Genomic DNA, 22,255 nt, shown 5'->3' with positions numbered 1-22,255 from the left:
CGGGGGCGCGTGTGGGGATCACCGCGAACCAGGGGCTTTTCGGCCACGGCTCCTCGGTCGTCGCGGTGCGTTGATCCACTGTGCAGGTGCTGCGGGAGGAAGGGCTCACACCGGTTAACCGTTGCCGTCCGCGACCTTGACGCTCCATCAGCACCGGTGAACACTTCCGGGTGTCAGTCGGCATCGCCGCACCTCGGCTCCACGTACGCCCAGCGCCTCTGTGCGTGCGAACAGCCCGTATGAAGGGCCTGGTCAACGGGTCATCCTCCATGGGCGATGCGACTGCCACGGCACGCTCGTCACGGACGCCGGGCGGGGCGCGGGAGACCCCTGCCTTCGGCTGCATCAGCCGGGCGCATCCGGACGGCGGTCGTGGAAACGCACCCTGCACGGAGTACCGGGGCGCACCGCCCCGGGCGAGGGCCTAGGAGCCGCCATGTACTCAAATGGGGACATCTTCGTCGGTGAGGTCATCGGCACCGCGATTCTGATTCTGCTCGGCGCCGGCGTGTGCGCCGCCGTCACGCTCAGCCACTCGAAGGCGAAGGCCTCCGGATGGGTCGTCATCGCCTTCGGATGGGGTTTCGGGGTGCTCGCGGGCGCTTATACGGCGGGCCCGCTCTCCGGTGGTCATCTCAATCCCGCGGTCACGCTCGGCATCGCCATCGACACCGGTGAGTGGGGCGAGGTCTGGGTCTATCTGCTCGGTCAGATGGTCGGCGCGATGCTCGGTGCCGTCCTCGCGTACCTCGTCTATCTCGCGCAGTTCAACGCCAACGTCACGCGGAGCGTGAAGGACAAGGTGTCCGGCGCGCACGAGCCGACGCCGACGCTCGGCATCTTCTCCACCATCCCGGAGATCAGGAACCCCGTCGCCAACCTCATCACCGAGATCATCGCGACCATCGCGCTGGTGCTGCCGGTCCTGGCGTTCGGGCTCACCAAGGGGCTCGGCGAGTCCGGCACGCAGACGCTGATCGTGGCGTTCCTCGTCGTCGGCATCGGCCTCTCCCTCGGCGGTCCCACGGGCTATGCCATCAACCCCGCGCGCGACCTCGGTCCGCGCATCGTGCACACGTTCCTGCCGATCCCAAACAAGGGCACGTCCGACTGGAGTTACGCCTGGATTCCGGTGGCCGGACCGCTGATCGGCGGAGCCCTCGCGGGCCTCATCTACAACGCAGCGTTCTGAGTCCTCTCATCCAGCTCATCCAGCTCATCAAGGGGTAGCCATGCCGGACAGCTCCGAGAAATTCGTCGCCGCCATCGACCAGGGCACCACTTCGAGCCGCTGCATCATCTTCGACCGGGGTGGCGCGATCGTCGCCGTGGACCAGCGCGAGCACCGCCAGATCTTCCCCAAGCCCGGCTGGGTGGAGCACGACGCCACCGAGATCTGGTCGAAGGTGCAGGCGGTGGTCGCGGGGGCGATCGCCAAGGCGGGGCTCCGCGCCGACCAGGTGAGCGCGCTCGGCATCACCAATCAGCGCGAGACGACGGTCCTGTGGGACCGCGCCACGGGCAAGCCCGTGCACAACGCCATCGTCTGGCAGGACACCCGTACCTCGGGGCTCTGCGGCCAACTGGGCGGCGCGGACGGGCAGGACCGTTTCCGCGAGCAGACGGGACTGCCGCTCGCCAGCTACTTCTCCGGGCCCAAAGCCGCCTGGCTGCTCGACAACGTGCCGGGGCTGCGGGCGCGCGCGGAGCGGGGCGAGATCGCCTTCGGGACCATCGACTCCTGGCTGATCTGGAACCTCACGGGCGGCACCGACGGCGGCAAGCACGTCACCGACGTCACCAACGCGGGCCGCACCATGCTGATGAACCTCCAGACGCTCCAGTGGGACCAGTCGATCCTGTCGGCGATGAACATCCCCGAGGCGATCCTGCCGGAGATCAGGTCGTCGTCCGAGGTCTACGGCACGGCGGTGGGGCAGCTCTCCGGAGTGCCCGTCGCCTCCGCGCTCGGCGACCAGCAGGCGGCCGTGTTCGGGCAGGCCTGCTACGACACGGGGACGGCGAAGAACACGTACGGCACGGGCAGCTTCCTGCTGCTCAACACCGGGAACCGGCCCGTTCCCTCGAAGAACGGGCTGCTCACGACCATGGGCTACAAGATCGGCTCCGAGGCGCCCGTGTACTGCCTGGAGGGGTCCATCGCGATCACCGGCGCCCTGGTGCAGTGGTTCCGCGACCAGCTCGGCATCATCCGCAGCGCGGACGAGATCGAGACCCTCGCGGCGAGCGTGGACGACAACGGCGGGGCGTACATCGTGCCCGCGTTCTCCGGCCTGTACGCGCCGTACTGGCGTTCGGACGCGCGCGGAGTCGTCACCGGGCTCACCCGGTACGTCACCAAGGCGCACCTCGCGCGTGCGGTCCTTGAGGCCACCAGTTGGCAGACCCGTGAGGTCGTCGACGCCATGTACCAGGACTCGGGGGTGCGGATCACGACCCTCAAGGTGGACGGCGGCATGACCAAGAACAATCTGCTGATGCAGCACCAGGCGGACGTCCTCGGGGTGCCGGTGATCCGGCCGAAGGTCTCGGAGACGACGTGTCTGGGCGCCGCGTACGCGGCCGGGCTCGCGACCGGTGTGTGGAACGACCTGGACGAGCTGAAGGCGCACTGGCAGCGGGACGTGGAGTGGTCGCCGCGGATGGACGCGGCCACGCGCGACAAGGAGTTCCACAACTGGCACAAGGCGGTGGAGCGGAGCTTCGGCTGGCTGGAGGACGGCGAGGGCTGAGCCGGGCACAGAGCCGCGGCCCGTACCCCGGTCGGCGGGGGTACGGGCCGTGTCGGCGCGGTACGGGCCGTGTCGGCGCGCGAGCCGGTGGCATGACGTACGAGGCGGTCACGCGGCGCACGAGGCGGTCACATGGGCGCGGGCTCCCTGGCGGCCGCGGCCGCCTGCATCGCGTGTTCGACGACGCCTACGAGGACGTCCTTGACTGACTCGCGGTCGCGGGCGTCGCACAGCACGACGGGCACCGACTCGTCGAGGTCGAGCGCCTGACGGACGGCTTCGGCGGGGTAACGGGACGCGCCTTCGAAGCAGTTGACGCCCACCACGAAGGGTATGGAGCGCCGCTCGAAGTAGTCGACGGCTGCGAAGCAGTCCTCCAGGCGGCGGGTGTCGGCGAGGACCACGGCGCCGAGCGCCCCCGTCGCCAGCTCGTCCCAGAGGAACCAGAAGCGGTCCTGGCCGGGGGTGCCGAAGAGGTACAGGACCAGGTCCTCGCGCAGGGTGATGCGGCCGAAGTCCATGGCCACCGTGGTGGTGTGCTTGCCCGCGACGCCACGGGTGTCGTCGACCGGACGCCCCGCCTCGCTGAGGGTCTCCTCCGTGCGCAGCGGTTTGATCTCGCTGACCGCGCCGACCAGGGTCGTCTTGCCGACGCCGAAGCCTCCCGCCACCAGGATCTTCAGCGTGACCGGCTCGACGGGGGCCTTGCCGCGATCAGAACGCCTGAAGATCATCGCTCACTTCTCCTGGATCAGTACCTGTATCAGTGGTGTCGCGGGGAGCCGGTCCGTATCCGCCGCCGGGGGTTTCGATCACGAGTACGTCGCCGGGGCCCAGGTCGGCCGAGTCGCTGCCGCCGAGTTCCGTCACGGTGCCGTCAGCCAGTCACGTCCACACTCCCGCTTCCGCGCTGTTCAGAGCGCCCGGAGGCCGCTGATCACGTCGCGCAGAATACTCTCGTCCGGCAGCTCGGCAGGGGGCACCGGCCGGGTCACGTGCACCAGTTCGTCGTCCACCAGGTCCCCGATGAGAACGCGGATCACACCGATGGGCAGGTCCAGTTCGGCCGCCAGTTCGGCGACGGACTGCGGCGTGTCGCGGCACAGCTCGACGATGTCCACATGCTCCGGGGAGAGCGTCTGGTCCGCCTCCGGGGCACCGGCGGCACCGGCCTCGGCGATGACGACCGCGATCAGGTCTAGGCGGTGCTGGGCGGGGCTTGTGGTGCGGCCGCGCGTCATGGCGTAAGGGCGCACCACGGGGCCGGCGTCGTCGTCGAACCAGCGGGGCGTCTCCTGTGGACCCGGCATCCCTCTCGCCCCGGGTATCCCCCGCAGTGCCTTCGTCCTCTGCGTTCCTCGACCGTCGTCGCTCATGACCTCCCACTACCCTCCCGCGGGCAGGTCCGTGCGCGGCGCCGTACCCAGATGCACACCCACCCTCTTGACCAGCAGCGTCATCTCGTAGGCCACGAGGCCGACATCGGAGTCCGCTTCGGAGAGGACGGCCAGACAGCTGCCGTCGCCCGCGGCGGTGACAAAGAGGAACGCGTCATCCAGCTCGACCACGGTCTGGCGGACCCTGCCCGCCTCGAAGTGCCGGCCCACGCCCTTGGCGAGGCTGTGGAAGCCGGAGGCGACGGCGGCGAGGTGCTCGCTGTCCTCCCTGGTGAGGTTCTTGGACACGCCGGTGGGCAGGCCGTCGCCGGAGAGCACGAGCGCCTTGCGGATGCTGGCGACGCGCTGCACCAGGTCGTCGAGGAGCCAGTTCAGCTCACCCTGCCCCCCGGTCGTGGCGGTGCGTGCGTCGGCCTTCGGTGCGGTCATCGACCGTTCCCCTCAGATGTCGTTCCAGGTGCTGTGCCGTCCGTGGCGTCGTCGCCGGCGGCGTTCTCGTCGCGGCCGCGCTGCCAGCCCCGCTGGAGCGAGGCCATGCGGCTGCGTACCTCTTCCGCGTCGCGCTCCTCCGGCCGGGGCTCGGCACGGTCGGTGCGGCGGTCGGGGCCGTCCTTGAGCTGGGGGGCGAGGTTGGCCTGCCGGACCCGGCGGGGCAGTCCGCCGCCCAGGGCGGTCGTGGTGGTCGTGGTGTCCTGGCCGGTGCGGGCGGGGCCGCGGTCCTGGTGGACGCGGTCCGGGGCGGCTCCGCCCTGGGGGCCGGTGCGGCGGGTGCGGCGGGGCAGTTCCGGGGCCGCGTCGGCGGCGGGGACGTCCCGGTGCGGCGGGGACAGGGCGGGCCGGACGGGCCGTGGGCGGGGCTGTGTGGGCTCCGGGGCCTCGTCCTCGGCCGCCGGGGCCAGGGGCCTGTCCTGCGGCCTGGTGTGCGGCACGGGGCGGCCGTGCGAGCTGACGAGCTTCGGGGTCGCGCGGCGTGGCAGCGGGATGAGGCCGCCGGAGTGGGCGTCCTCGGCGAGGTCGTCGTCGGCGCGGGTCTGCGAGGCGTCCCTGCGGGTGGGTTCGGCGCGGTCGGCCTCGCGGTCGTCGCGGGCCTGCTGGTGCTGCTCACCGGGGGTGCCGGCGACGCGGCGGCGGGGGCGGAAGAGGCCGCCGCGCTCGCTCTCCTCGTCGCCGAGGGCGCCGGGGAAGGCGTCGAGGTCCGCGAAGCCGACGGGGGCCTCCAGCTCCACGGGGCCGTCGAGCACGGAGGCGGGCAGTCCGGGCAGCTGCACGGGCACCTGGGCGAGGGCCGCGGCGCGCCCCGCCGCCCTGTCGGTGCTCGCCGCGTGCTCCTTGGGCTGCGGCCGGTCGAGGCGGAAGCCGATGCCTCCGGTGTCGGGGATGTCGTCGGTGAGCAGGGCCTCGGGGATGAAGACGACGGCGGTCGTGCCGCCGTACGGGGAGGGCTGCAGGGAGACGCGGACCCGCTGGCGCTGTGCGAGCCTGCTGACGACGAAGAGGCCGAGCCTGTCGGTGTCGGACAGCTCGAACTCGGGGGTCTCCGCGAGCCGGAGGTTGGCGTCGAGGAGCGCGTCGGCGGCCATGCCGAGCCCTCGGTCGTGGATCTCCAGGGTGAAGCCGTTGGCGACGTGTTCGCCCAGGACCTGCACGGCGGTGTGCGGGGGCGAGAACACCGTGGCGTTCTCCAGGAGTTCGGCCAGCAGGTGGGTGAGGTCGGCGACGGCGGGACCGGTGACAGCGATGCGGGGCAGGCGGCGGACCTCGATGCGTTCGTAGTCCTCGACCTCGGCGACGGCGGCGCGTACGACGTCCATGAGCTGGACGGGTTTGCGCCACTGTCGCGAGGGGGCCGCTCCGGAGAGGATCACCAGGCCCTCGGCGTGCCGTCGCATGCGGGTGGTCAGGTGGTCGAGGCGGAAGAGATCGGCCAGCTCGTCGGTGTCCTCGGTCCTGCGCTCCATGGTGTCCAGGAGCGTGAGCTGCTTGTGCAGCAGGACCTGGCTGCGGCGGGCGAGGTTGACGAAGACCTCGGAGACGCCGCGGCGCAGGTCGGCCTGTTTGACGGTGGCCTCGACGGCGGCGCGCTGGAGGGTGTTGAGGGCCTGGCCGACCTGCCCGATCTCGTCCTTGTCGTACGTCAGCCGGGGCGCCTCGGTCTCCACGTCGATCTGTTCGCCGGCCGCCAGGCGGCGCAGCACGCCGGGCAGCCGGACGCCGGAGGCCTCGTGGGCCTCCAGTCGCAGTCGGCGCAGGTCGCGGATGAGGCCGCGTCCGATGCGTACGGACAGGAAGAGGGAGACCAGCAGCGCGAGCAGACCGAGGACGCCGGCGAGGATCGCGCGCACGATCACGTCGACGGCGGCCGGTTCGACGCGGTCCCTGAGGCGGTCGCTCGCTTCGACGTCGCGCTCGGCGAGCTGCTTGAGTGCCCGGCCCGCGGTGTCGTTCCAGTGGCCGGATGTCACCGCGCGCGGGGTGCCGGGCGCGGACTCGATGACGTCCTTCTCCGCCTTGCGCAGCTGTGTGGTCTCGGCGCCGTTCCAGTAGCGCTCGTAGCGGCCGCGGTCCTCCTCGGGCAGCTGCGCGAGGTTCACCTCGTACAGGAGGTCGCGCTGTGCTCTCAGCTCGGCGATCTGGCGGATCTCGGGCCGGGTGACGCGGCGTGCGACGAGCGCCGAGCCGAGCAGCGCGTCCTCACGGGAGAGCAGTTCACGCGCGCGTGTCACGCCGACGAGCGCGCGGCCCTGCTCGTCGAGGTCCACGTCGTCGAGGCCGGCGAAGCCGTTGAGGGTGGTGAGGAGCACGAAGCAGGGGTCGATCAGCTTGGTGTACATCTTCAGGGCGCCGGCGCGGGTGATGGTGCCCTCTTCGACCGTGCGGCGCAGGGACTCGATGCCGTCGAAGGCTTCGAGGAGTGCGGTGAGGCGCTTGCGGGAGTTCCCGTCGACGCTGTCGCGGACGTCCGGGTCCTCGGCGTTCGTGCGGACCTTGGCGATCATGTCGTCGGTCGCGTCCTGGCTGCGGCGCAGGGCTGCGAGGGCGTCGGACGCGCGCGGGTCGGCGAGGTGGACCAGGGTCTGGCGGCGCTCCTGCTGGACCACGCGGATGGTGTCCTCGATCGGGTAGCCGATCTTGTCGACGACGGTGGTCGTGTCGAGCAGCCTGCCGGCCTCGCGACCGGTGATGACGGTGGCGAAACCCCAGATGGCGGTCAGGGAAACCAGCGGCACGAGCAGCAGCGCCACGATCTTCCGGCGGATGGACTTCCCGCGAAAGCGCATGGCCTCCCCCAGATCGGCCCCCTGCGGCCGTTGCATGGGCCGGGGGCACACATGTGCGTCAACAAACGGCGCGAGCCTACTACTGACCCATGGGCAACTCGAAGACGCATCCGAACGCTTTTCGGCCGTGACGCGAAAGAGACGTCCTCAGTTGTCCCTCCATTACGGGAGATTGCGTCCCAGCATCTGGTGCGTGGGACCCGGGCCCATCGCCCGCTTCTCATACGCCAGTTGGCCGGATCTCTTCGCTTCGAGGAACCGGAACGGGAATCTTTCCGATCTCCCGTTCGTCGATGAGGGAGAGGCGGCGCAGGCTCTCGGTGCGGGGGCGCGCTGCGGGGCAGGCGGAATGAAGCACAGTAAACCGGGCAGCCACAGGTGAGTTGGGTCAGAGGGTGATCCCAGTGGGTGTTCGTGAACGGCCGCGAGGGCGGCGGGGGAGTGACGGGATGATGGGCACGGCAGAGCGCCACAAGGCGTCAGGAGCCGTTGAGGCGGAAGCGGGCCTGGCGCCGCGGCCGACGCTGTGGGTCGAGGAGCCCGCGCGCAGAAGGCGACTGCCCGATCCGGTGCGGACGGCGGCCGTACGGGCCGTGATCATCGTGGCGGTCACGCTCGTACAGGCGATGGTCGCCTTCCTGGCCGCTCTCGCGGGGTCCTGGCTCTCCTTCCCCATGGTCCTGAGCAGCGTGGCCAGCACGATCGTGGCCACCTGGGGCGTGCTCGACGTGTGGGTGACCCGCCAGGTGTGGAATCAGCGGCACGGGGTGGTGTCGGTGCCGAGCAGCACGGCGCGACAGCTGCGGCGTGAGCGACGCCGGGCCCGCCGTCAGGCGCGGGTGGCGGCGCGCGGCAAGGAGCGCATACGCGGGCGCGGAGGTGCGGGGCAGTTGTCGCACTCCTGAGGGGCCCTCCGCGCGGGCTCCCTCACCCCGTACTCCCTGTACTCCCCCGCCCGTTCCGTGGCGGCGGCCATGAGTTCCCTGCGCGCCTTCATGAACGGCCGGGCGCGGTCGAGCGCGAGGACCGCCGTCCTGTGGCCCCGGTGCTCGTAGACGGCGAGGAAACCGCCCTCGCCCAGGGCGTCCGGGGAGCCCTCGACGATGCGTACGGTGTCGCCTTCGCGGCGCCGCCCGGCGAACTGGAGGCGGGAGCCGTACTGGTCCGACCAGAAGTAGGGCAGGGAGCGCGCCGTCTCCACCGTGTGTCCGGCGAGCAGGTTCCGTACGGCCACGCGGGGTTGCTCCGTCGCGGTGCTCCAGTGCTCGGCGCGGAGCCCGCCGACGCGGGCGACGTCGCCCACCGCGACGACCTGGGGAAGGGTGGTGACGCAGCCTTCGTCGCACAGCACGCCGTCGTCCAGGGCGAGGGGCGATCCGGCGAGCCAGCCGGTGTTGGGGACCGCGCCGACGCCGACGACGACCACGTCGGCGGGCAGCAGTCGGCCGTCGGACAGTTCGACGGCGGTGACGGCTTCTCCGCTGGGCGCATACGGCTCGGTGCCCTCGGGGGTGTTCGGGGCGGTGCCGCGCGGCTCGGTGCCCTCGGAGTTGTTCGGGCCGGTGCCGTGCGGCTCAGTACCCTCGGAGGTTCGTCGGGCGCTGCCGCGCAGACCGGCGACGCCGATGCCCGTGAGCAGCCGCGCCCCGCCCCGCGCGTGCAGCCCCGCGCATATGGACGCCATTTCGGCCCCGAGCGGAGCGGCGAGCGGCAGCGGGGCGGCCTCGACGACCGTGACGTCATGCCCGAGCGCGACGCACGAGGACGCGGTCTCGGCGCCGATGAACCCGGCGCCGATCACGACCACGTGGCGCGGGCCGTGGGCCAGTTCCGCCCTCAGCGCGCGGGCGTCGTCGAGAGTGCGCAGAGTGTGCACGCCCGTGAGCGCGGGGCCCGGGAGGCGCCGCGCGGAGGCGCCGGTGGCGATGACCACGCCGTCGCTCGCCAGGGCGCGGCCGTCGTCGAGGACGACCGTACGGCCGCGTGCGTCGAGGGCACGCGCGCGGGTGCCGAGGATCCACTCGGCGTCAAGTTCCGCCGTCTCCTCCGCGTCGGCCAGGGCGAGTTGGCCCTCCTCGCAGCCGCCGGTGAGGAATCCCTTGGACAGTGGCGGACGGTCGTACGGCTGATGCCGTTCCGCGCCGACGATGACCAGGCGCCCCTCGAACCCCTGAGCACGCAGTTCTCGCGCCGCGTACAGGCCGGCGAGGGAGGCGCCGACCACGGTGACGGTCCTCATGCGGCCCGTGGTGACTGGCCTCACGCGGCGGATCCTTCCTCGGCGGTGGCCAGACGTACGTGGACCACACCGTCCTCCACGTATACCTGGTGGGTACGGACCGGCCTGCGCGCGGGCAGGCAGGTGGGGCGCCCGGTGCGGAGATCGAATGAGGCGGCGTGGAGCGGGCATTCGACCAGGCAGCCCTCGAGCCACCCCTGTGACAGGGAGGCGTCCTGGTGGCTGCATGTGTCGTCGATGGCGAAGAGCTCGCCGTCGGCGTTGAAGACCGCGACGGGCGGCGTGGTGTCGAGGCGGACGGACTCGCCCGCGGGGAGGTCTTCGAGGCGGCATACGGGAATCATGGGCCCCCCTCTGATGTCGTTCGGCCCGGTCCTCGCCCCTTCGGGGCCAAGACCCTTCGGTAACATGACGTTTCGCATGGCGCACGAGGGAGCGCTATACGCAACAGAATCCGGTCGGGGAGCCTGCCGCGTCAAGGGCTTCCCGCAGACGCGGCTTCAACGGGCCGCCAGGTGGTGAGAGTTGAGTTATGACCGGCACGCGGAAACAGGCTGATCAGAGCAGGGAGCCAGGCGGCGGACCACGGGAGAGGCAGCCGAAGACGGCCGCCGGATCCGTCCAGTCCGTGGACCGCGCGGTGAGCGTTCTGGAGATCCTCGCGCGGCACGGCGAGGCCGGGGTGACCGATATCGCCGACGAGTTGGGCGTCCACAAGTCGACGGCCTTCCGGCTCCTCGGGGTGCTCGAGAACCGCGGCCTGGTGGGGCAGGCCAAGGATCGCGGGAAGTACTTCCTGGGTGCGGGCGTACTCCGCCTCGCGGGGGCGGCGGCAGTGCGCATGGACATCTCCCAGGAAGGCGGCCCGGTCTGCCGCGAACTCGCCGACGAGCTGGGCGAGACCGTCAACATCGCGGTCCTCGACGACGACGCCGCGGTCAACATCATGCAGGCGCGCGGCCCCGCCTCCGTGACCGCGCAGAACTGGCTCGGCAGGCGCACCCCGCTGCACGCCACCTCCAGCGGCAAGGTGCTGCTCGCGCATCTGCCGACGACGCTGCGCGAGGGGCTGATAGCCCGCACGCTGCCCCGTATGACCGAGCACACGGTCACCGGCACGGTGGCGCTCCGCGGCGAGCTGGAGACCGTGGTGGGGCGGGGCTTCGCCGTCGCCGTGGAGGAGTTGGAGGTGGGGCTCGCCGCTGTAGCCGCGCCGGTGCGCGCGCACGACGGCAAGGTGATCGGGGCGCTCAGCGCGTCGGGGCCGGTGTACCGGCTGACCGAGGACCGCCTGACCGAGCTGGCCAAGCGCACGGTCGCGGCGTCCGTGGAGCTGTCCCGGCGGATGGGATACGGCTTCTGACGGTTCGTCATGCGAGGACGTCGTACGCGGCGTTTCGCGGCGCCCGAGCACTGCGGGACCGCGGAGGGCATACGCGAGGGGGCGGGACCGGGGATTCCGGGCCCGCCCCCACGCGCATCGGCTTCCGCCCACGCGCGTACCGGCGACGTTCCGCCACTCCCCGTCGTTTCGCGAAGGGTTGACCCCGCCCTCTTGACGGCCTCTTGATGGCGTTCCCACTATGTCTCTCATAGCGCAACCAGTCGTGCAGTACGCAACAGCAGAGGAGCTGGTCGTGCCCCACGAGGTCCGTGCCGTCGTCGCCGTCAAGAAGGGCGCACCCGTCGAGGTGCAGACGATCGTCGTGCCAGATCCCGGTCCGGGAGAGGTATGTGTCTCCGTGCAGGCCTGCGGGGTCTGCCACACGGATCTGCACTACCGGGAGGGCGCCGTCAACGACGACTTCCCTTTCCTGCTCGGCCATGAGGCGGCGGGCACCGTGGAGGCGGTCGGCGCGGACGTCACCGACCTCTCCCCCGGCGACTATGTGGTGATCGCCTGGCGCGCGCCCTGCGGAGCGTGCCGTTCCTGTCTGCGCGGGCGCCCCTGGTACTGCTTCGACTCGCGCAACGCCGCCCAGCCCATGACGCTCCTCGACGGCACGCCGCTGAGCCCCGCACTGGGCATCGGCGCCTTCGCGGAGAAGACTCTGGTCGCCGCCGGGCAGGCGGTGAAGGTCGACCCCGCGGCACGCCCCGAGGCGGTGGGCCTTATCGGCTGCGGCGTGATGGCGGGGTACGGGGCCGCCGTGCACACCGGCGGGGTGGGCCGCGGCGACACCGTCGCCGTCATCGGCTGCGGCGGTGTCGGCAATGCCGCGATCGCCGGGGCGTCCCTGGCCGGGGCCCGCCGCGTCATCGCCGTCGACATCGACGACGCGAAGCTGGACGGGGCGACCCGGTTCGGCGCCACGCATACCGTCAACTCCCGAGGAGCCGAACCGGTTTCGGCCGTCCGTGAGCTGACCGGCGGTCATGGGGTGGACGTCGCGATCGACGCGGTCGGCACCCCGTCGACGTACAAACAGGCCTTCTATATGCGCGACCACGCGGGCGTGCTCGTCCAGGTCGGGGTGCCCGAACCGGAGATGACGGTCGACCTGCCGCTGATCGACCTCTTCTCGCGCGGCGGCGCCCTGAAGTCGTCCTGGTACGGGGACTCCCTGCCGACCAGGGACTTCCCGGTCCTCGTCGACCAGTACCTCAACGGCCGTCTCGACCTGGGCGGCTTCGTCTCCGAGACGATCTGTCTGGACGAGGTGGAGGAGGCCTTCGCGCGGATGCGGCGTGGCGAGGTGCTGCGCTCGGTGGTGGTCCTGTGAGCCACACCTCCGTAGGCGCAGGGCGCGCAGACGCGGACGCGGACGCGGACGCGAGCGCAGGCCACCGCGAGGGACGGCCCCGCGTCGTCGTCATCGGCGCCGGGATCGTCGGCTGCTCGCTCGCCGACGAGCTGACCGCCCGCGGCTGGACCGACGTCACCGTGCTCGACCAGGGGCCGCTGCCCGCGCCGGGCGGTTCCACCTCCCACGCCCCGGGACTGGTCTTCCAGACCGCACCGTCCAGGACGCTCACCGCGTTCGCGAGGTACACGGTGGAGAAGTTCACCTCCCTTGAGGTGGACGGGCTTCCGTGCTTCGACGCAGTCGGCGGTCTCGAACTGGCGACCACACCGGAGCGCTGGGCCGATCTGCACCGCAGGGCCGGTCTCGCCGCCTCCTGGGGCGTGCGGACCGAACTCGTCGGGCCCGCGCGCTGCAAGGAACTGTGGCCCCTCATCGACGAGAGCCTGATCTACGGCGGTCTGCACACCCCCGACGACGGCCTGGCCCGCGCCGTGCTCGCCTGCCGCGCCCAGATCGAGCGGGCACGCGCGCGTGGAGCACGTTTTCTGGACCGGCACACCGTGACGGGCATCGAGCGGGACGGTGGCCGCGTGACCGCTGTCGTCACCGACCGCGGCACCTTCCCCGCCGACCACGTCGTCTCGGCGGCCGGTTTCTGGGGCCCGGTGATCGGGCGGATGGCCGGCGTCGACGTGCCCCTGCTGCCTCTGGCCCACCAGTACGCGAAGACGAGGCCGCTGCCCGAACTGGCGCTCGGCGACCCGCGCGGCCACGCCCCCGGCGCCCCCCACCCCGAGGCGTCGCGGCCCATCCTGCGCCACCAGGACCGCGACCTGTACTTTCGCGAGCACTACGACCGCATCGGCATCGGCTCGTACGCCCATCGGCCGCTGCCCGTCGACCCGTTCGCGGTGCCCGCCTACGACGACGCCGAGGTGATGCCCTCCTCGTACCCCTTCACCGAGCGAGATTTCGCGCCCAGTTGGGACGACTGCCGCCGACTGCTCCCCGCCCTTGCGGGCACCGAGGTCGAAGAGGGGTTCAACGGCGTCTTCTCCTTCACCCCCGACGGCATGCCGGTGCTCGGCGAGTCCCGGGCGCTGCGCGGCTTCTGGCTGGCCGAGGCCGTGTGGGTCACGCACTCCGCGGGCGTCGCCAGGGCGGTCGCCGAGTGTATGGTCGAGGGGCGGCCCTCGCTCGATCTCCACGAGTGCGAACTGACGCGGTTCGAGGACGCGCAGCGCTCCCCCGCGTATGTCGCCGAGCGCGGCGCCCGGCAGTTCGTCGAGGTCTATGACGTCATCCACCCGCTCCAGCCCATGGACGAGCCGCGCCCCCTAAGGGTGAGCCCCTTCCACGCTCGCCAGCAGGAGCTGGGCGCGGTCTTCCTGGAGGGCGGCGGCTGGGAGCGCCCCCACTGGTACGAGGCGAACGCATCCCTGACCGAGGGTGTCGAGCTGCCCCCGCGCGACGCCTGGGCGGCCCGCCACTGGTCCCCGATCGCGGCCGCCGAGGCTCGCGCCACTCGCGAGAGGGTCGCCCTCTACGACATGACACCCCTGCGGCGACTGGAGGTCACAGGCCCCGGCTCGCTCGCCTTCCTCCAGCGCATGACCAGCAACAACCTCGCCAAGAAGCCCGGTTCGGTCACGTACACCCTCCTTCTCGACGAGGCGGGCGGCATCCGATCCGACCTGACCGTGGCGCGCCTCGCGCCCGACCGCTTCCAGGTGGGCGCCAACTCCCCCGCCGACCTGGACTGGCTCCTGCGGCACGCCCCGGACGACGTCCACCTCAGGGACATCACCTCGGGGACCTGCTGCGTCGGCGTCTGGGGCCCGCTGGCCCGCGCGCTCGTCCAGCCGCTCGCCCGCGATGACTTCTCGCACGAGGCGTTCGGCTACTTCAAGGCCAAGGAGACATACATCGGGCACGTGCCGGTCATCGCGATGCGCCTGTCCTACGTCGGTGAACTGGGCTGGGAGCTGTACACCACCGCCGACCTGGGGCTCCGCCTCTGGGACACGCTGTGGCAAGCGGGCCGGGCGCACGGAGTGGTCGCGGCGGGGCGGTCCGCGTTCAACAGCCTGCGCCTGGAGAAGGGCTACCGCGCCTGGGGCCACGACATGACCACCGAACACAACCCCTACGAGGCGGGCCTCGGCTTCGCGGTCCGTATGAACAAGGGCGACTTCGTGGGCCGTTCGGCGCTGGAAGCACAGGGGGAGGCACAGGGGGAGCCGTCACGGAAGCCCTCACGGAAGCCGTCGCGGAAGCTCACCGCCCTCCTCCTCGACGACCCCGCCGCCGTCGTCCTCGGCAAGGAGCCCGTGTACGTCGACGGCGCCCCGGCCGGGTACGTCACCAGCGCCTCGTACGGCTACACGCTGGGCCGCTGTGTCGCGTACGCCTGGCTGCCGCCTCTGCGGACGGGCACGGGGGTCCATGTCGAGTACTTCGGCGAGAAGGTTCCGGCGACGGTTGCCGAGGAACCCTTGTTCGACCCGGAGATGACCCGCATCCGCCGCTGACGGCCTGACTCCTGACGTCCTGACGTCCTGACGTCCTGACGTCCCGCATCGATCCGCAGCCCGCCAGGAGGCGCCAGGTGTCCCCTACATACGACGTGATCGTGATCGGCCTCGGCGGCATGGGCAGCGCCGCCGCCCACCACCTGTCCGCGCGCGGCGCCCGCGTCCTCGGCCTGGAGAAGTTCGGGCCGGTGCACCGGCGCGGTTCCAGCCACGGCGGGTCCCGCATCACCCGGCAGTCCTACTTCGAGGACCCGGCGTACGTCCCCCTGCTCCTGCGCGCCTACGAACTCTACGACCGCCTCGAACACGACACCGGCCGCGCCATCGCCACCCTCTGCGGCGGCGTGATGCTCGGCCGCCCCGACAGCCGCCCCGTCTCCGGCTCCCTGCTCTCGGCCCGGCGGTGGGGCCTGCCGCACGAGATGCTCGACGCCAAGGAGATCCGCCGCCGCTTCCCGACCCTCACCCCGCGCGACGACGAAGTAGCGCTGTACGAGGCGCGGGCAGGCCTTGTCCGCCCCGAGAACACCGTGGCCGCCCACCTTCAGCTCGCCACGCGCGACGGCGCCGACCTGCACTTCGAGGAGCCGATGACCCGCTGGGAGCCCTGCCGGGACGGCGTGCGCGTGCACACCGCCGAGGACACGTACACGGCGGGCCAGCTGGTGATCTGCCCCGGCGCCTGGGCGCCGGGACTGCTGACCGACCTGGGGGTGCCGTTCAGCATCGAGCGGCAGGTCATGTACTGGTTCCAGCCGACCGGGGGCGTGCGGCCCTTCCTGCCGGAGCACCACCCGATCTACATCTGGGAGGACGCGCAGCGCGTACAGGTCTACGGCTTTCCGTCGATCGACGGGCCCGGGCTGGGCGCCAAGGTGGCCTTCTTCCGCAAGGGCACGCCCTGCACCCCGGAGAACATCGAACGCACGGTCCACGACGACGAGGTCGCCGCGATGGCCGCACAGGTGGGCCAACTGATCCCGTCGCTCCCCGGCCGCTTCCTCAAGGCCGCGACCTGCATGTACTCCAACACGCCCGATGAGCACTTCGTCATCGCGCGCCACCCGGCGCACCCCGGGTCGGTCACCGTCGCCGCCGGGTTCTCCGGCCACGGCTTCAAGTTCGTGCCCGTGGTCGGCGAGATCGTCGCCGACCTGGCACTGAACGGCACCACCGGGCACCCCATCGAACTCTTCCACCCCAGCCGTCTCGCCGCCGCGCCCGCCTGAGGAACGCGCCCGCCTGAGGAGTACGAGAAACGTGACGACGACCCCCCTGCCCCCGAGTCTCCTCGTGACCCTCCCCGGCCACTACTACACCGATCCGGAACTCTTCCGGCAAGAACAGGAACGCGTCTTCGAAGCACTGTGGTTCTGCGCGGTCCGCGCCACCGACCTCAAAAAGCCGGGCGCCTTCCGCACGGTCCAGGTCGGCCGGGAGAGCGTCCTTGTCACCCGCGCGCGCACCGGGGAGCTGCGCGCCTTCCTCAACGTGTGCAGACACCGCGGCGCCCGCCTGTGCACCGAGGAGTCCGGACAGCTCCGCCGCGCCCTCCAATGCCCGTACCACGCCTGGACGTACGACCTCGACGGCAAGCTCATCGCCGCGCCCGACCTGGCGAAGATGCCGGACGTGGACCGCTCCGCGTACGGCCTGGTGAAGGTGGCCCTGCGGGAGTGGCTCGGCTACGCCTGGGTGTGCCTGGCCGACGAACCGCCCTCCTTCGAAGAGACCGTCATCGGCGCGGCGGCCGAACGCCTGGGCGACGTGGCGTCCATCGAGCGCTACGGCACCGAGCGGCTGGCGCTCGGCAAGCGCGTCACCTACGACGTACGCGCCAACTGGAAGCTGATCGTCGAGAACTTCATGGAGTGCTACCACTGCGCGACCATCCACCCCGAACTGACCGATGTCCTGCCGGAGTTCGCGGACGGCTTCGCCGCGCAGTACTACGTCGGGCACGGTGCCGAGTTCGGCGAGGAGGTCGGCGGCTTCACGGTCGACGGCACTGCGGGCTTCGGCCGCCTCCCCGAGGTGGAGGACGGCCAGGACCGCCGCTACTACGCGGTCACCGTGAAACCGACCGTCTTCATCAACCTCGTCCCCGACCATGTGATCCTGCACCGCATGTTCCCGCTGGCCGAGGACCGCACGGTCGTCGAGTGCGACTGGCTGTACGCACCCGATGTCGTCGCGTCCGGCGCCGATCTGTCGAAGTCCGTGGAGCTCTTCCACCGGGTCAACGTCCAGGACTTCGCGGCCTGCGAGCGCACCCAGCCCGCGATGGCGTCACGCGCCTACCGCGAGGGCGGGGTGCTGGTGCCGACCGAGCACCACATCGGGCTCTTCCATGAGTGGCTGACGAAACAGCTCGCTACGGAGTGACCGCCGGGCGCTTGTACATCCGCGTCGCGGTGATCTCGCCGTGCACCGTCTCGCCGTCGGCGTCCTGCTGCGGCAGGCCCGGGCGCAGATGCTCCTCGACGCTGATGTACTTCAGGCCCGCCCGCAGGTCCGCGTCGTTGCGCAAGCGGATGACCAGCGGGAACTCGGCGAGCGCCGTCGTGTCGAACAGGCCCGTCGTGTAGAGCAGCTGCACGCCGAGCGCGTCGGAGACGGCACGCTGGAGTTCCAGGAGGTACGTGGCGTTGGCGCGGCCGATGGGGTTGTCGAGGAAGAGCGTGCCGGCGTGGCGGTGCTTGTCACGGCCCCGGTCGTTGCTGCGCAGGGCGGCCATCGTGCAGTACAGGGCGATGGCGGCGGTGAGCAGCTGGCCTCCGGAGAAGACGTCGCCCATCTGTCCGACCGGCACGCGCTCGGCGCGCAGCACGGCGTCGGGCTTCAGGATCTCGACAGCGACACCGCGCGGCTCCAGGGCGGCCTGGACGCCACGCAGCAGCAGGGACATGCCGTCGCGCCGCATGTCCGAGTTCTTCCTCACCGCCGCGCGCGTGGCCTCGTCGATGACCTCGCCGAGGCGCTCGACGAGGGTGGCCTGGTCGGGCTCCTCGAAGCGGACGCGCAGGAACTCCTGGCCCGACCACTCCCCCAGGCCCTCGGGCAGGCGGGAGAGCCGCTGGGCGGACCTGAGCGTGGCGAGGGCCGACTCGACGAGGCCGCGCAGGCGGTCGACGATGCTGTCGCGGTTGCGCTCCAGCTGCTCCAGCTCGTCGGTCAGGACCCGCAGGCGGGGCGCGAAAGCGTCGGCCCACTTCTTGGCGTGCTCGGGCAGCGCCGAGGCGGGCAGCTCGCGAATCTGCTGGCGGGCGGGGGTGCGGACCTGTTCGTAGCGGGTCGAGTTCGCGTGGCGTACGAGGATGTCGCCGGCCTCGCGGACGGCGGTCTCGGCGGCGGAGAGGTCGGCGGCGCAGCCGCGCAGGGACCGGCGGGTCTCGGCGGCGGCCTGGCGGGCCTCTTCGAGGGTGCCGGGGTAGGGGTCGGGCTCTTCTCCGGAGTCCTCGTGGTGCTCGCGCAGGAGGTCTCGCAGGAGGGCGGCCGTCTCGTCGAAGCCGCCCGCCGCGTCCTCCGTGGCGCGGTGGGTCTGGAGCAGCGCGGCGTGGGCTTCCTTGGCGCGGCCGAGCGCTTCGGTGTGCGCGGCCAGTTCGCCGGTGGCGGTGCGCAGCAGTGTCTGGGCCTGCTCGGCGTCGGCGGGGACCAGCTCGTCGGGCAGCTCGGTGTGGGCCTCGCCGTCCTCGGGGGCGTGCCGCTCGGCCTCGCCGCGCAACCTGCCCAGCTGCTCGCTGGCGGTGGCGGCGCGGGCCTCGATGAGCTGAACCTGGGCCTCCGCGCGCGCGGCGGCGGCCTGCCGGGAGGGGCCGTCGGAGCCGTCGGTGCCTTCGAGGAGCAGGGCGGCGCGGGTGCGGACCTTGTTGCTGAGGCGGTCCAGCTCGGTGCGGGCGGCGCTCTCGTCGCTCTCGGCACGGGCCTGCTCGGCCCGCAGGTCGGCGCCGACGCCCACCTTCTCGTAGAGCTGCGATGCCGCGCGGTAGGCCTCGCGGAGGGCGGGCAGCGAGGTCTTGGGGGCCTCGGTGTCCTCAGGGACGTCCTCGGGGGCGCCGGCGATCTCGGCGCGCTCGGCGCGCAGCGCGCGGGCGGTGCGGCGGGCGTCGTCGGCGGCGCGCTGGGCGGCGCGGCGGTCCTCGTCGGCGGCACGGGCGCGGTCCAGGCAGGTCTGGGCGCGCGCCTCGGACTCGGCGGCGTCGTCGGCCAGTTCGCGCAGCTTGGCCTGCCAGCCGGCCCGCTCACGGAGCCGGAACGCGAGGCCCGCGAGGGCGTCGGCGGCGCGCCGGGCGCGCTGGGCGGCCTCCTGGCGCTCGTCACGCACGCGTGCCGCCTCAGCTGCCACCTCGTCGGCCTCGGCGCGCGCGGTGCGGGCCTCGGCAAGCTCGGCCTCGGCCTCCTCGGCGAAGGCGCGGGCCTCCTCGGCGGCGGTGGCGAGTTCGGCGAGGCGGCCGCTGGGGCAGCCGGTGCGCCAGGAGGTGAGCCGCGCGGCCAGCTCGCGGTCCTTGGCGAGCCGGGCGGCGAGGGAGCGGATCTCCTCGTCGCGCCGGGCGGCCCGCGCGCGCAGCGCCTGGCGCTCCTCGTCGGCGGCGTGCTCGTCGTGCATGGCCGGGTTCGGCGGTACGAGGAAGACGCTGCCGGCGCCGCTGTCGGTGGCCTGCTCGCTGGGCGTGGGGGCGAGGAGGGCGGCGGCCGTGCCTACGGCGACGGCCGAGCGGGGCAGCAGGGCGGCGTCCGCGAGGGCTTCGCGGGCGCGGGCGTGGGTGTCCGGGTCGGTGATGACGACGCCGTCGACCAGCTCGGGCCGCGCGGCGAGCACGCGCGCGTGGTCGGCGGGGTCGACGGCCTGGGCGAGGTAGCGCCAGCCGGGCAGGGCGGGGATGCCGTGCTCGCCCAGGAACTCCACGGTGGCAAGGACGTCGGGGCCGGGCGGCAGGAGCCCGCCGTCGCCCAGCGCGCCGAGGATGCGGGAGTCGTCGGCGGCCGCGGTGCGCAGGTCGAAAAGCTGCCGTTCGGCGGAGGCGACGCTGTCGTCGAGGAGCACCCGCAGATCGTCGGCGGAGCGGTCCAGCTCCTCTACGGAGAGGGCGCTTTCCCCTGCGGAGAGGGTGGCTTCCCCGGGAGTGCCGGTTTCGCCGGGGGTGCCGGTTTCCTGGCGGGGCCTCGGTACGGCGCCGCCCCCGCCCTCTGACGACAGGCTCAGCAGCTCGGCGAGCCGCTCGTCCCCGGCGATGGACTCGGCGGCGCGGCGCTCCGCGTCGTGGGCGGCCTCGGCGGCGGTGGCGGCGTCCGAGGCGCGGGCGGCGGTCAGCTCGGCGCGGGCCTCGGCGGCGGCGGTCTCCTTGGCGTGGTCCGCGGCCCGGCGGGCGGCCTCGCGGGCGGTGTCCCACGCGGCGACGGTGGTCTTCTCGGCGTCGCTCGCGGCGAGGGCCGCGCGGGCGGGGTCGGCGTCGGGGGCGGTGTCGTCGAGCCACCCCGCGCGGACGGCCTCCGCGGTCTCCTGCTCGACCTCGGCGAGGCGCTGCTTCAGGTGTCCCGCCTCGCTGCGGGCCCGCTGGGCCTCGGTGGCGGCGGCGGTGGCGTCGCGGTGCGCGGTCTCGCCGGTCTCCTGGAGGGCGGCGGAGCGCTCCTCTTCCTCATTGGCGACGTTCTCCGCGCCTTCGGCGGCGGTGTGCAGGGCGCGGACGAGGTCGGAGGCGGCCTTCTGGCGGGCGGCGAGGGCGGGCGCGGCGTCCCGCTCGGCCTCGCGGATCGCGGCGGCCACGCGCGCGGAGCGGTCGGCCGCCGCGCGGTGGCGCAGCACGGCCTCGGCGGCCTGCCAGGCGGCGTGCAGCGTACGGGCGTCGGCCAGCTCGCGGCGCTGTGCCGCTGCGGCCTTCTCGGCGACGGTGAGCGCCAAGGAGGCGTGGCGGTAGGCCAGTTCGGCGGAGATCAGGGCGCTCTTGCCGCGGGCCCGCTCGGCCTCGGTGACGGTGTGGGCGGCGGCGGTGACCTGCTCGGCGAGGGTCGCGGCGCGGCCCCGCTCCTCGACGGCGCGCGCGGAGAGGCGGCGGGCCAGGGTGCGGGTCCTGCGCTCGGCGGCCGCGTGCACGTCACGTGCGCGTGCCCGTGTCTCGGCGGCGTCGACGATGCGGCCGAGCAGGTCGACGGAGCCCGCGGTGAAGTCGCGCTCGGCCATCAGCTCGGCCCGTCGGCCCAGTTTGTTGCCGAAGCCGTGGACGAGGTCGGCGAGGCCGTCCGTGTCGCGGGTGTCCGTGACGGCGCGCAGCAGCAGGTCGGTGAAGTCGGAGTCCTTCTTGACGGCGAACAGGCCCGCGGCCTCGCCCTCGTCGGCGTTCATCTCCCGCTGGTAGCGGAAGAGTTCGGGGTCGAGGCCGAGGTCGCCGAGGTGTTCGTTCCAGCGGTCGTGGATCTCTTCCCAGTGCACTTCGAGGTGGGGGTACGCCTTGGCGGCCTCGGTCAGCGCGTCGCGGAAGCCCTTCATGGTGCGCCGCCGCCCCTGCGCGCCCGACGCGCCCTCCACGGAGGGCCGCACGGCGGTGGACTCGGCGACCGGCAGCGAGTCCAGGCTCATGCCGGGCCCGGGCCTGAAGGAGTACCAGGCCTCGGCGAACTTCCGCGGGTCGTTCGAGACCTGCCGCCCCCGCCACTCGCTGACCTTGCCGACGACGACGCACTCGCCGGTGAGGGTGTGCTGCCACTCCAGGGCGACGTGCCCGCAGTCGTCGGCGAGGAGGAACTTGCGCAGCACGCCGGAGCTGGCGCCGCCGAGGGTGTTGCGGTGGCCCGGCAGCATCACCGAGAAGATCAGCTTGAGCAGGACGGACTTGCCGCCGCCGTTCTCCAGGAAGAGGACGCCCGCGGGGGCGGGGCGGCGCGGCGGCCCGGTCGGCTCGTCCTGGAAGAACTCCGCCTGGGTGGGCGCGGGGTCGGGCACCTCGGCGCCCACGCCGCGCAGGCCGCCGCGGTAGTTGCCGGCCTGGTGGATGAGATGGCCCAGGTTCAGTTCCGAGGCCTCCTGGCTGCTCTTGACCTGCATGCGCAGCTGGCCATCGGTGTCGTCGAACACGATCTGGTTGTAGCCCGCGCCGCCGAATTCCTTGCTCTTGAAGCCGGTCAGCGCGGCCGCATTGCGGTGGTTGTCTTCGCCTGCGGCCGCGCCGTGCCAGGCCGGCGCGTTGCCCGCGGCCAGGTTGGCCTGGGCGCTGGGCGCGTTGTCGCGCGCGGCGGCGTAGACCTGCGTATCGGCCGCGCTGCCGGCGCGCCCGCCCGGCGTGGGGGGCGTGCCGCCTTCGCCGCGGCCGTTT

General features: G+C 72.5%; 15 protein-coding genes. 8 read left to right on the top strand and 7 right to left on the bottom strand.

All coding sequences use genetic code 11. The features are described 5' to 3' along the window. The first annotated feature begins 436 nt into the window (after window positions 1-436). Window positions 437-1,192, top strand: a complete 756-nt coding sequence (locus tag GKQ77_RS08105) for an MIP/aquaporin family protein (RefSeq protein ID WP_219688027.1) — start codon at window positions 437-439, stop codon at window positions 1,190-1,192. 40 nt (window positions 1,193-1,232) lie between these two features. Continuing rightward, window positions 1,233-2,753: a glycerol kinase GlpK gene (gene glpK / locus GKQ77_RS08100; RefSeq protein WP_219688026.1), complete on the top strand. Its 1,521-nt coding sequence runs from the start codon at window positions 1,233-1,235 to the stop codon at window positions 2,751-2,753. A 128-nt stretch (window positions 2,754-2,881) separates the two neighbouring features. On the opposite strand, the gene GKQ77_RS08095 is transcribed toward glpK, so the two are convergent. From GKQ77_RS08095 to GKQ77_RS08080, 4 genes are all read right to left on the bottom strand, one after another. Further along, entirely contained in the window at window positions 2,882-3,487 is a 606-nt protein-coding gene (locus GKQ77_RS08095) for a GTP-binding protein (RefSeq protein ID WP_219688025.1), read from the bottom strand. Between the two features lie 180 nt (window positions 3,488-3,667). Beyond that, on the bottom strand, window positions 3,668-4,063 hold the full coding sequence (locus GKQ77_RS08090) for a DUF742 domain-containing protein (protein ID WP_219688024.1): 396 nt from the start codon (window positions 4,061-4,063) through the stop codon (window positions 3,668-3,670). A 75-nt stretch (window positions 4,064-4,138) separates the two neighbouring features. Further along, a complete protein-coding gene (locus tag GKQ77_RS08085; protein ID WP_125511483.1) occupies window positions 4,139-4,579 on the bottom strand; it encodes a roadblock/LC7 domain-containing protein in 441 nt (146 codons plus the stop codon). Beyond that, window positions 4,576-7,428 carry a sensor histidine kinase gene (locus GKQ77_RS08080; protein WP_219688023.1) on the bottom strand — a complete coding sequence of 951 codons (2,853 nt, stop codon included), beginning with the start codon at window positions 7,426-7,428 and terminating at the stop codon, window positions 4,576-4,578. The genes GKQ77_RS08085 and GKQ77_RS08080 overlap by 4 nt, the downstream gene beginning before the upstream one ends. Before the next feature lie 449 nt (window positions 7,429-7,877). Here GKQ77_RS08080 and GKQ77_RS08075 point away from each other — a divergent pair, with 449 nt between their 5' ends. After that, window positions 7,878-8,333, top strand: coding sequence for a hypothetical protein (locus tag GKQ77_RS08075; RefSeq protein WP_219688022.1), 456 nt, complete (start codon window positions 7,878-7,880; stop codon window positions 8,331-8,333). Here the strand turns inward: GKQ77_RS08075 and GKQ77_RS08070 are convergent. Then, window positions 8,258-9,667 (bottom strand): NAD(P)/FAD-dependent oxidoreductase, encoded by a 1,410-nt coding sequence (locus GKQ77_RS08070; RefSeq protein WP_219688028.1) that lies wholly within the window; start codon window positions 9,665-9,667, stop codon window positions 8,258-8,260. The two genes, GKQ77_RS08075 and GKQ77_RS08070, sit on opposite strands and share 76 nt — an antisense overlap. Window positions 9,668-9,687: 20 nt before the next feature. Then, the gene (locus tag GKQ77_RS08065; protein ID WP_125511486.1) at window positions 9,688-10,011 is read right to left on the bottom strand and encodes a bifunctional 3-phenylpropionate/cinnamic acid dioxygenase ferredoxin subunit; all 324 of its coding nucleotides are present in this window, start codon (window positions 10,009-10,011) and stop codon (window positions 9,688-9,690) included. Between the two features lie 188 nt (window positions 10,012-10,199). Here GKQ77_RS08065 and GKQ77_RS08060 point away from each other — a divergent pair, with 188 nt between their 5' ends. The 5 genes from GKQ77_RS08060 to GKQ77_RS08040 all read left to right on the top strand — a co-directional run bounded on the left by GKQ77_RS08060 (window position 10,200) and on the right by GKQ77_RS08040 (window position 17,333). Next, the gene (locus tag GKQ77_RS08060; RefSeq protein WP_258021007.1) at window positions 10,200-11,030 is read left to right on the top strand and encodes an IclR family transcriptional regulator; all 831 of its coding nucleotides are present in this window, start codon (window positions 10,200-10,202) and stop codon (window positions 11,028-11,030) included. A 274-nt stretch (window positions 11,031-11,304) separates the two neighbouring features. Next, on the top strand, window positions 11,305-12,390 hold the full coding sequence (locus GKQ77_RS08055; protein ID WP_219688021.1) for an S-(hydroxymethyl)mycothiol dehydrogenase: 1,086 nt from the start codon (window positions 11,305-11,307) through the stop codon (window positions 12,388-12,390). Window positions 12,391-12,482: 92 nt separating this feature from the next. Beyond that, window positions 12,483-14,945 (top strand): GcvT family protein, encoded by a 2,463-nt coding sequence (locus GKQ77_RS08050; protein WP_308117584.1) that lies wholly within the window; start codon window positions 12,483-12,485, stop codon window positions 14,943-14,945. Between the two features lie 77 nt (window positions 14,946-15,022). Further along, on the top strand, window positions 15,023-16,177 hold the full coding sequence (gene solA, locus GKQ77_RS08045) for an N-methyl-L-tryptophan oxidase (protein ID WP_219688019.1): 1,155 nt from the start codon (window positions 15,023-15,025) through the stop codon (window positions 16,175-16,177). Window positions 16,178-16,208: 31 nt separating this feature from the next. Next, complete coding sequence (locus GKQ77_RS08040) at window positions 16,209-17,333, top strand: aromatic ring-hydroxylating oxygenase subunit alpha (RefSeq protein ID WP_219688018.1); 1,125 nt, start codon at window positions 16,209-16,211, stop codon at window positions 17,331-17,333. On the opposite strand, the gene GKQ77_RS08035 is transcribed toward GKQ77_RS08040, so the two are convergent. Next, window positions 17,323-22,255 (bottom strand): type VI secretion system Vgr family protein (locus GKQ77_RS08035; RefSeq protein WP_219688017.1); only part of this gene is annotated, 4,933 nt, incomplete at its 5' end. The two genes, GKQ77_RS08040 and GKQ77_RS08035, sit on opposite strands and share 11 nt — an antisense overlap.

The organism is Streptomyces anatolicus, assembly GCF_019400875.1.
Taxonomy (GTDB): Bacteria; Actinomycetota; Actinomycetes; order Streptomycetales; family Streptomycetaceae; genus Streptomyces; species Streptomyces anatolicus.
Note: the sequence above shows the minus strand (reverse complement) of the source record. Positions and strands in the feature narration are given on the sequence as shown.

What these genes read in the sequence shown, in the direction of transcription:
- GKQ77_RS08105 (WP_219688027.1), top strand. Translation starts at nt 437, where the DNA reads ATGTACTCAAATGGGGACATCTTCGTCGGTGAGGTCATCGGCACCGCG.
- glpK (WP_219688026.1), top strand. Translation starts at nt 1,233, where the DNA reads ATGCCGGACAGCTCCGAGAAATTCGTCGCCGCCATCGACCAGGGCACC.
- GKQ77_RS08095 (WP_219688025.1), bottom strand. Translation starts at nt 3,487, where the DNA reads ATGATCTTCAGGCGTTCTGATCGCGGCAAGGCCCCCGTCGAGCCGGTC.
- GKQ77_RS08090 (WP_219688024.1), bottom strand. Translation starts at nt 4,063, where the DNA reads ATGCCGGGTCCACAGGAGACGCCCCGCTGGTTCGACGACGACGCCGGC.
- GKQ77_RS08085 (WP_125511483.1), bottom strand. Translation starts at nt 4,579, where the DNA reads ATGACCGCACCGAAGGCCGACGCACGCACCGCCACGACCGGGGGGCAG.
- GKQ77_RS08080 (WP_219688023.1), bottom strand. Translation starts at nt 7,428, where the DNA reads ATGCGCTTTCGCGGGAAGTCCATCCGCCGGAAGATCGTGGCGCTGCTG.
- GKQ77_RS08075 (WP_219688022.1), top strand. Translation starts at nt 7,878, where the DNA reads ATGATGGGCACGGCAGAGCGCCACAAGGCGTCAGGAGCCGTTGAGGCG.
- GKQ77_RS08070 (WP_219688028.1), bottom strand. Translation starts at nt 9,667, where the DNA reads ATGAGGACCGTCACCGTGGTCGGCGCCTCCCTCGCCGGCCTGTACGCG.
- GKQ77_RS08065 (WP_125511486.1), bottom strand. Translation starts at nt 10,011, where the DNA reads ATGATTCCCGTATGCCGCCTCGAAGACCTCCCCGCGGGCGAGTCCGTC.
- GKQ77_RS08060 (WP_258021007.1), top strand. Translation starts at nt 10,200, where the DNA reads ATGACCGGCACGCGGAAACAGGCTGATCAGAGCAGGGAGCCAGGCGGC.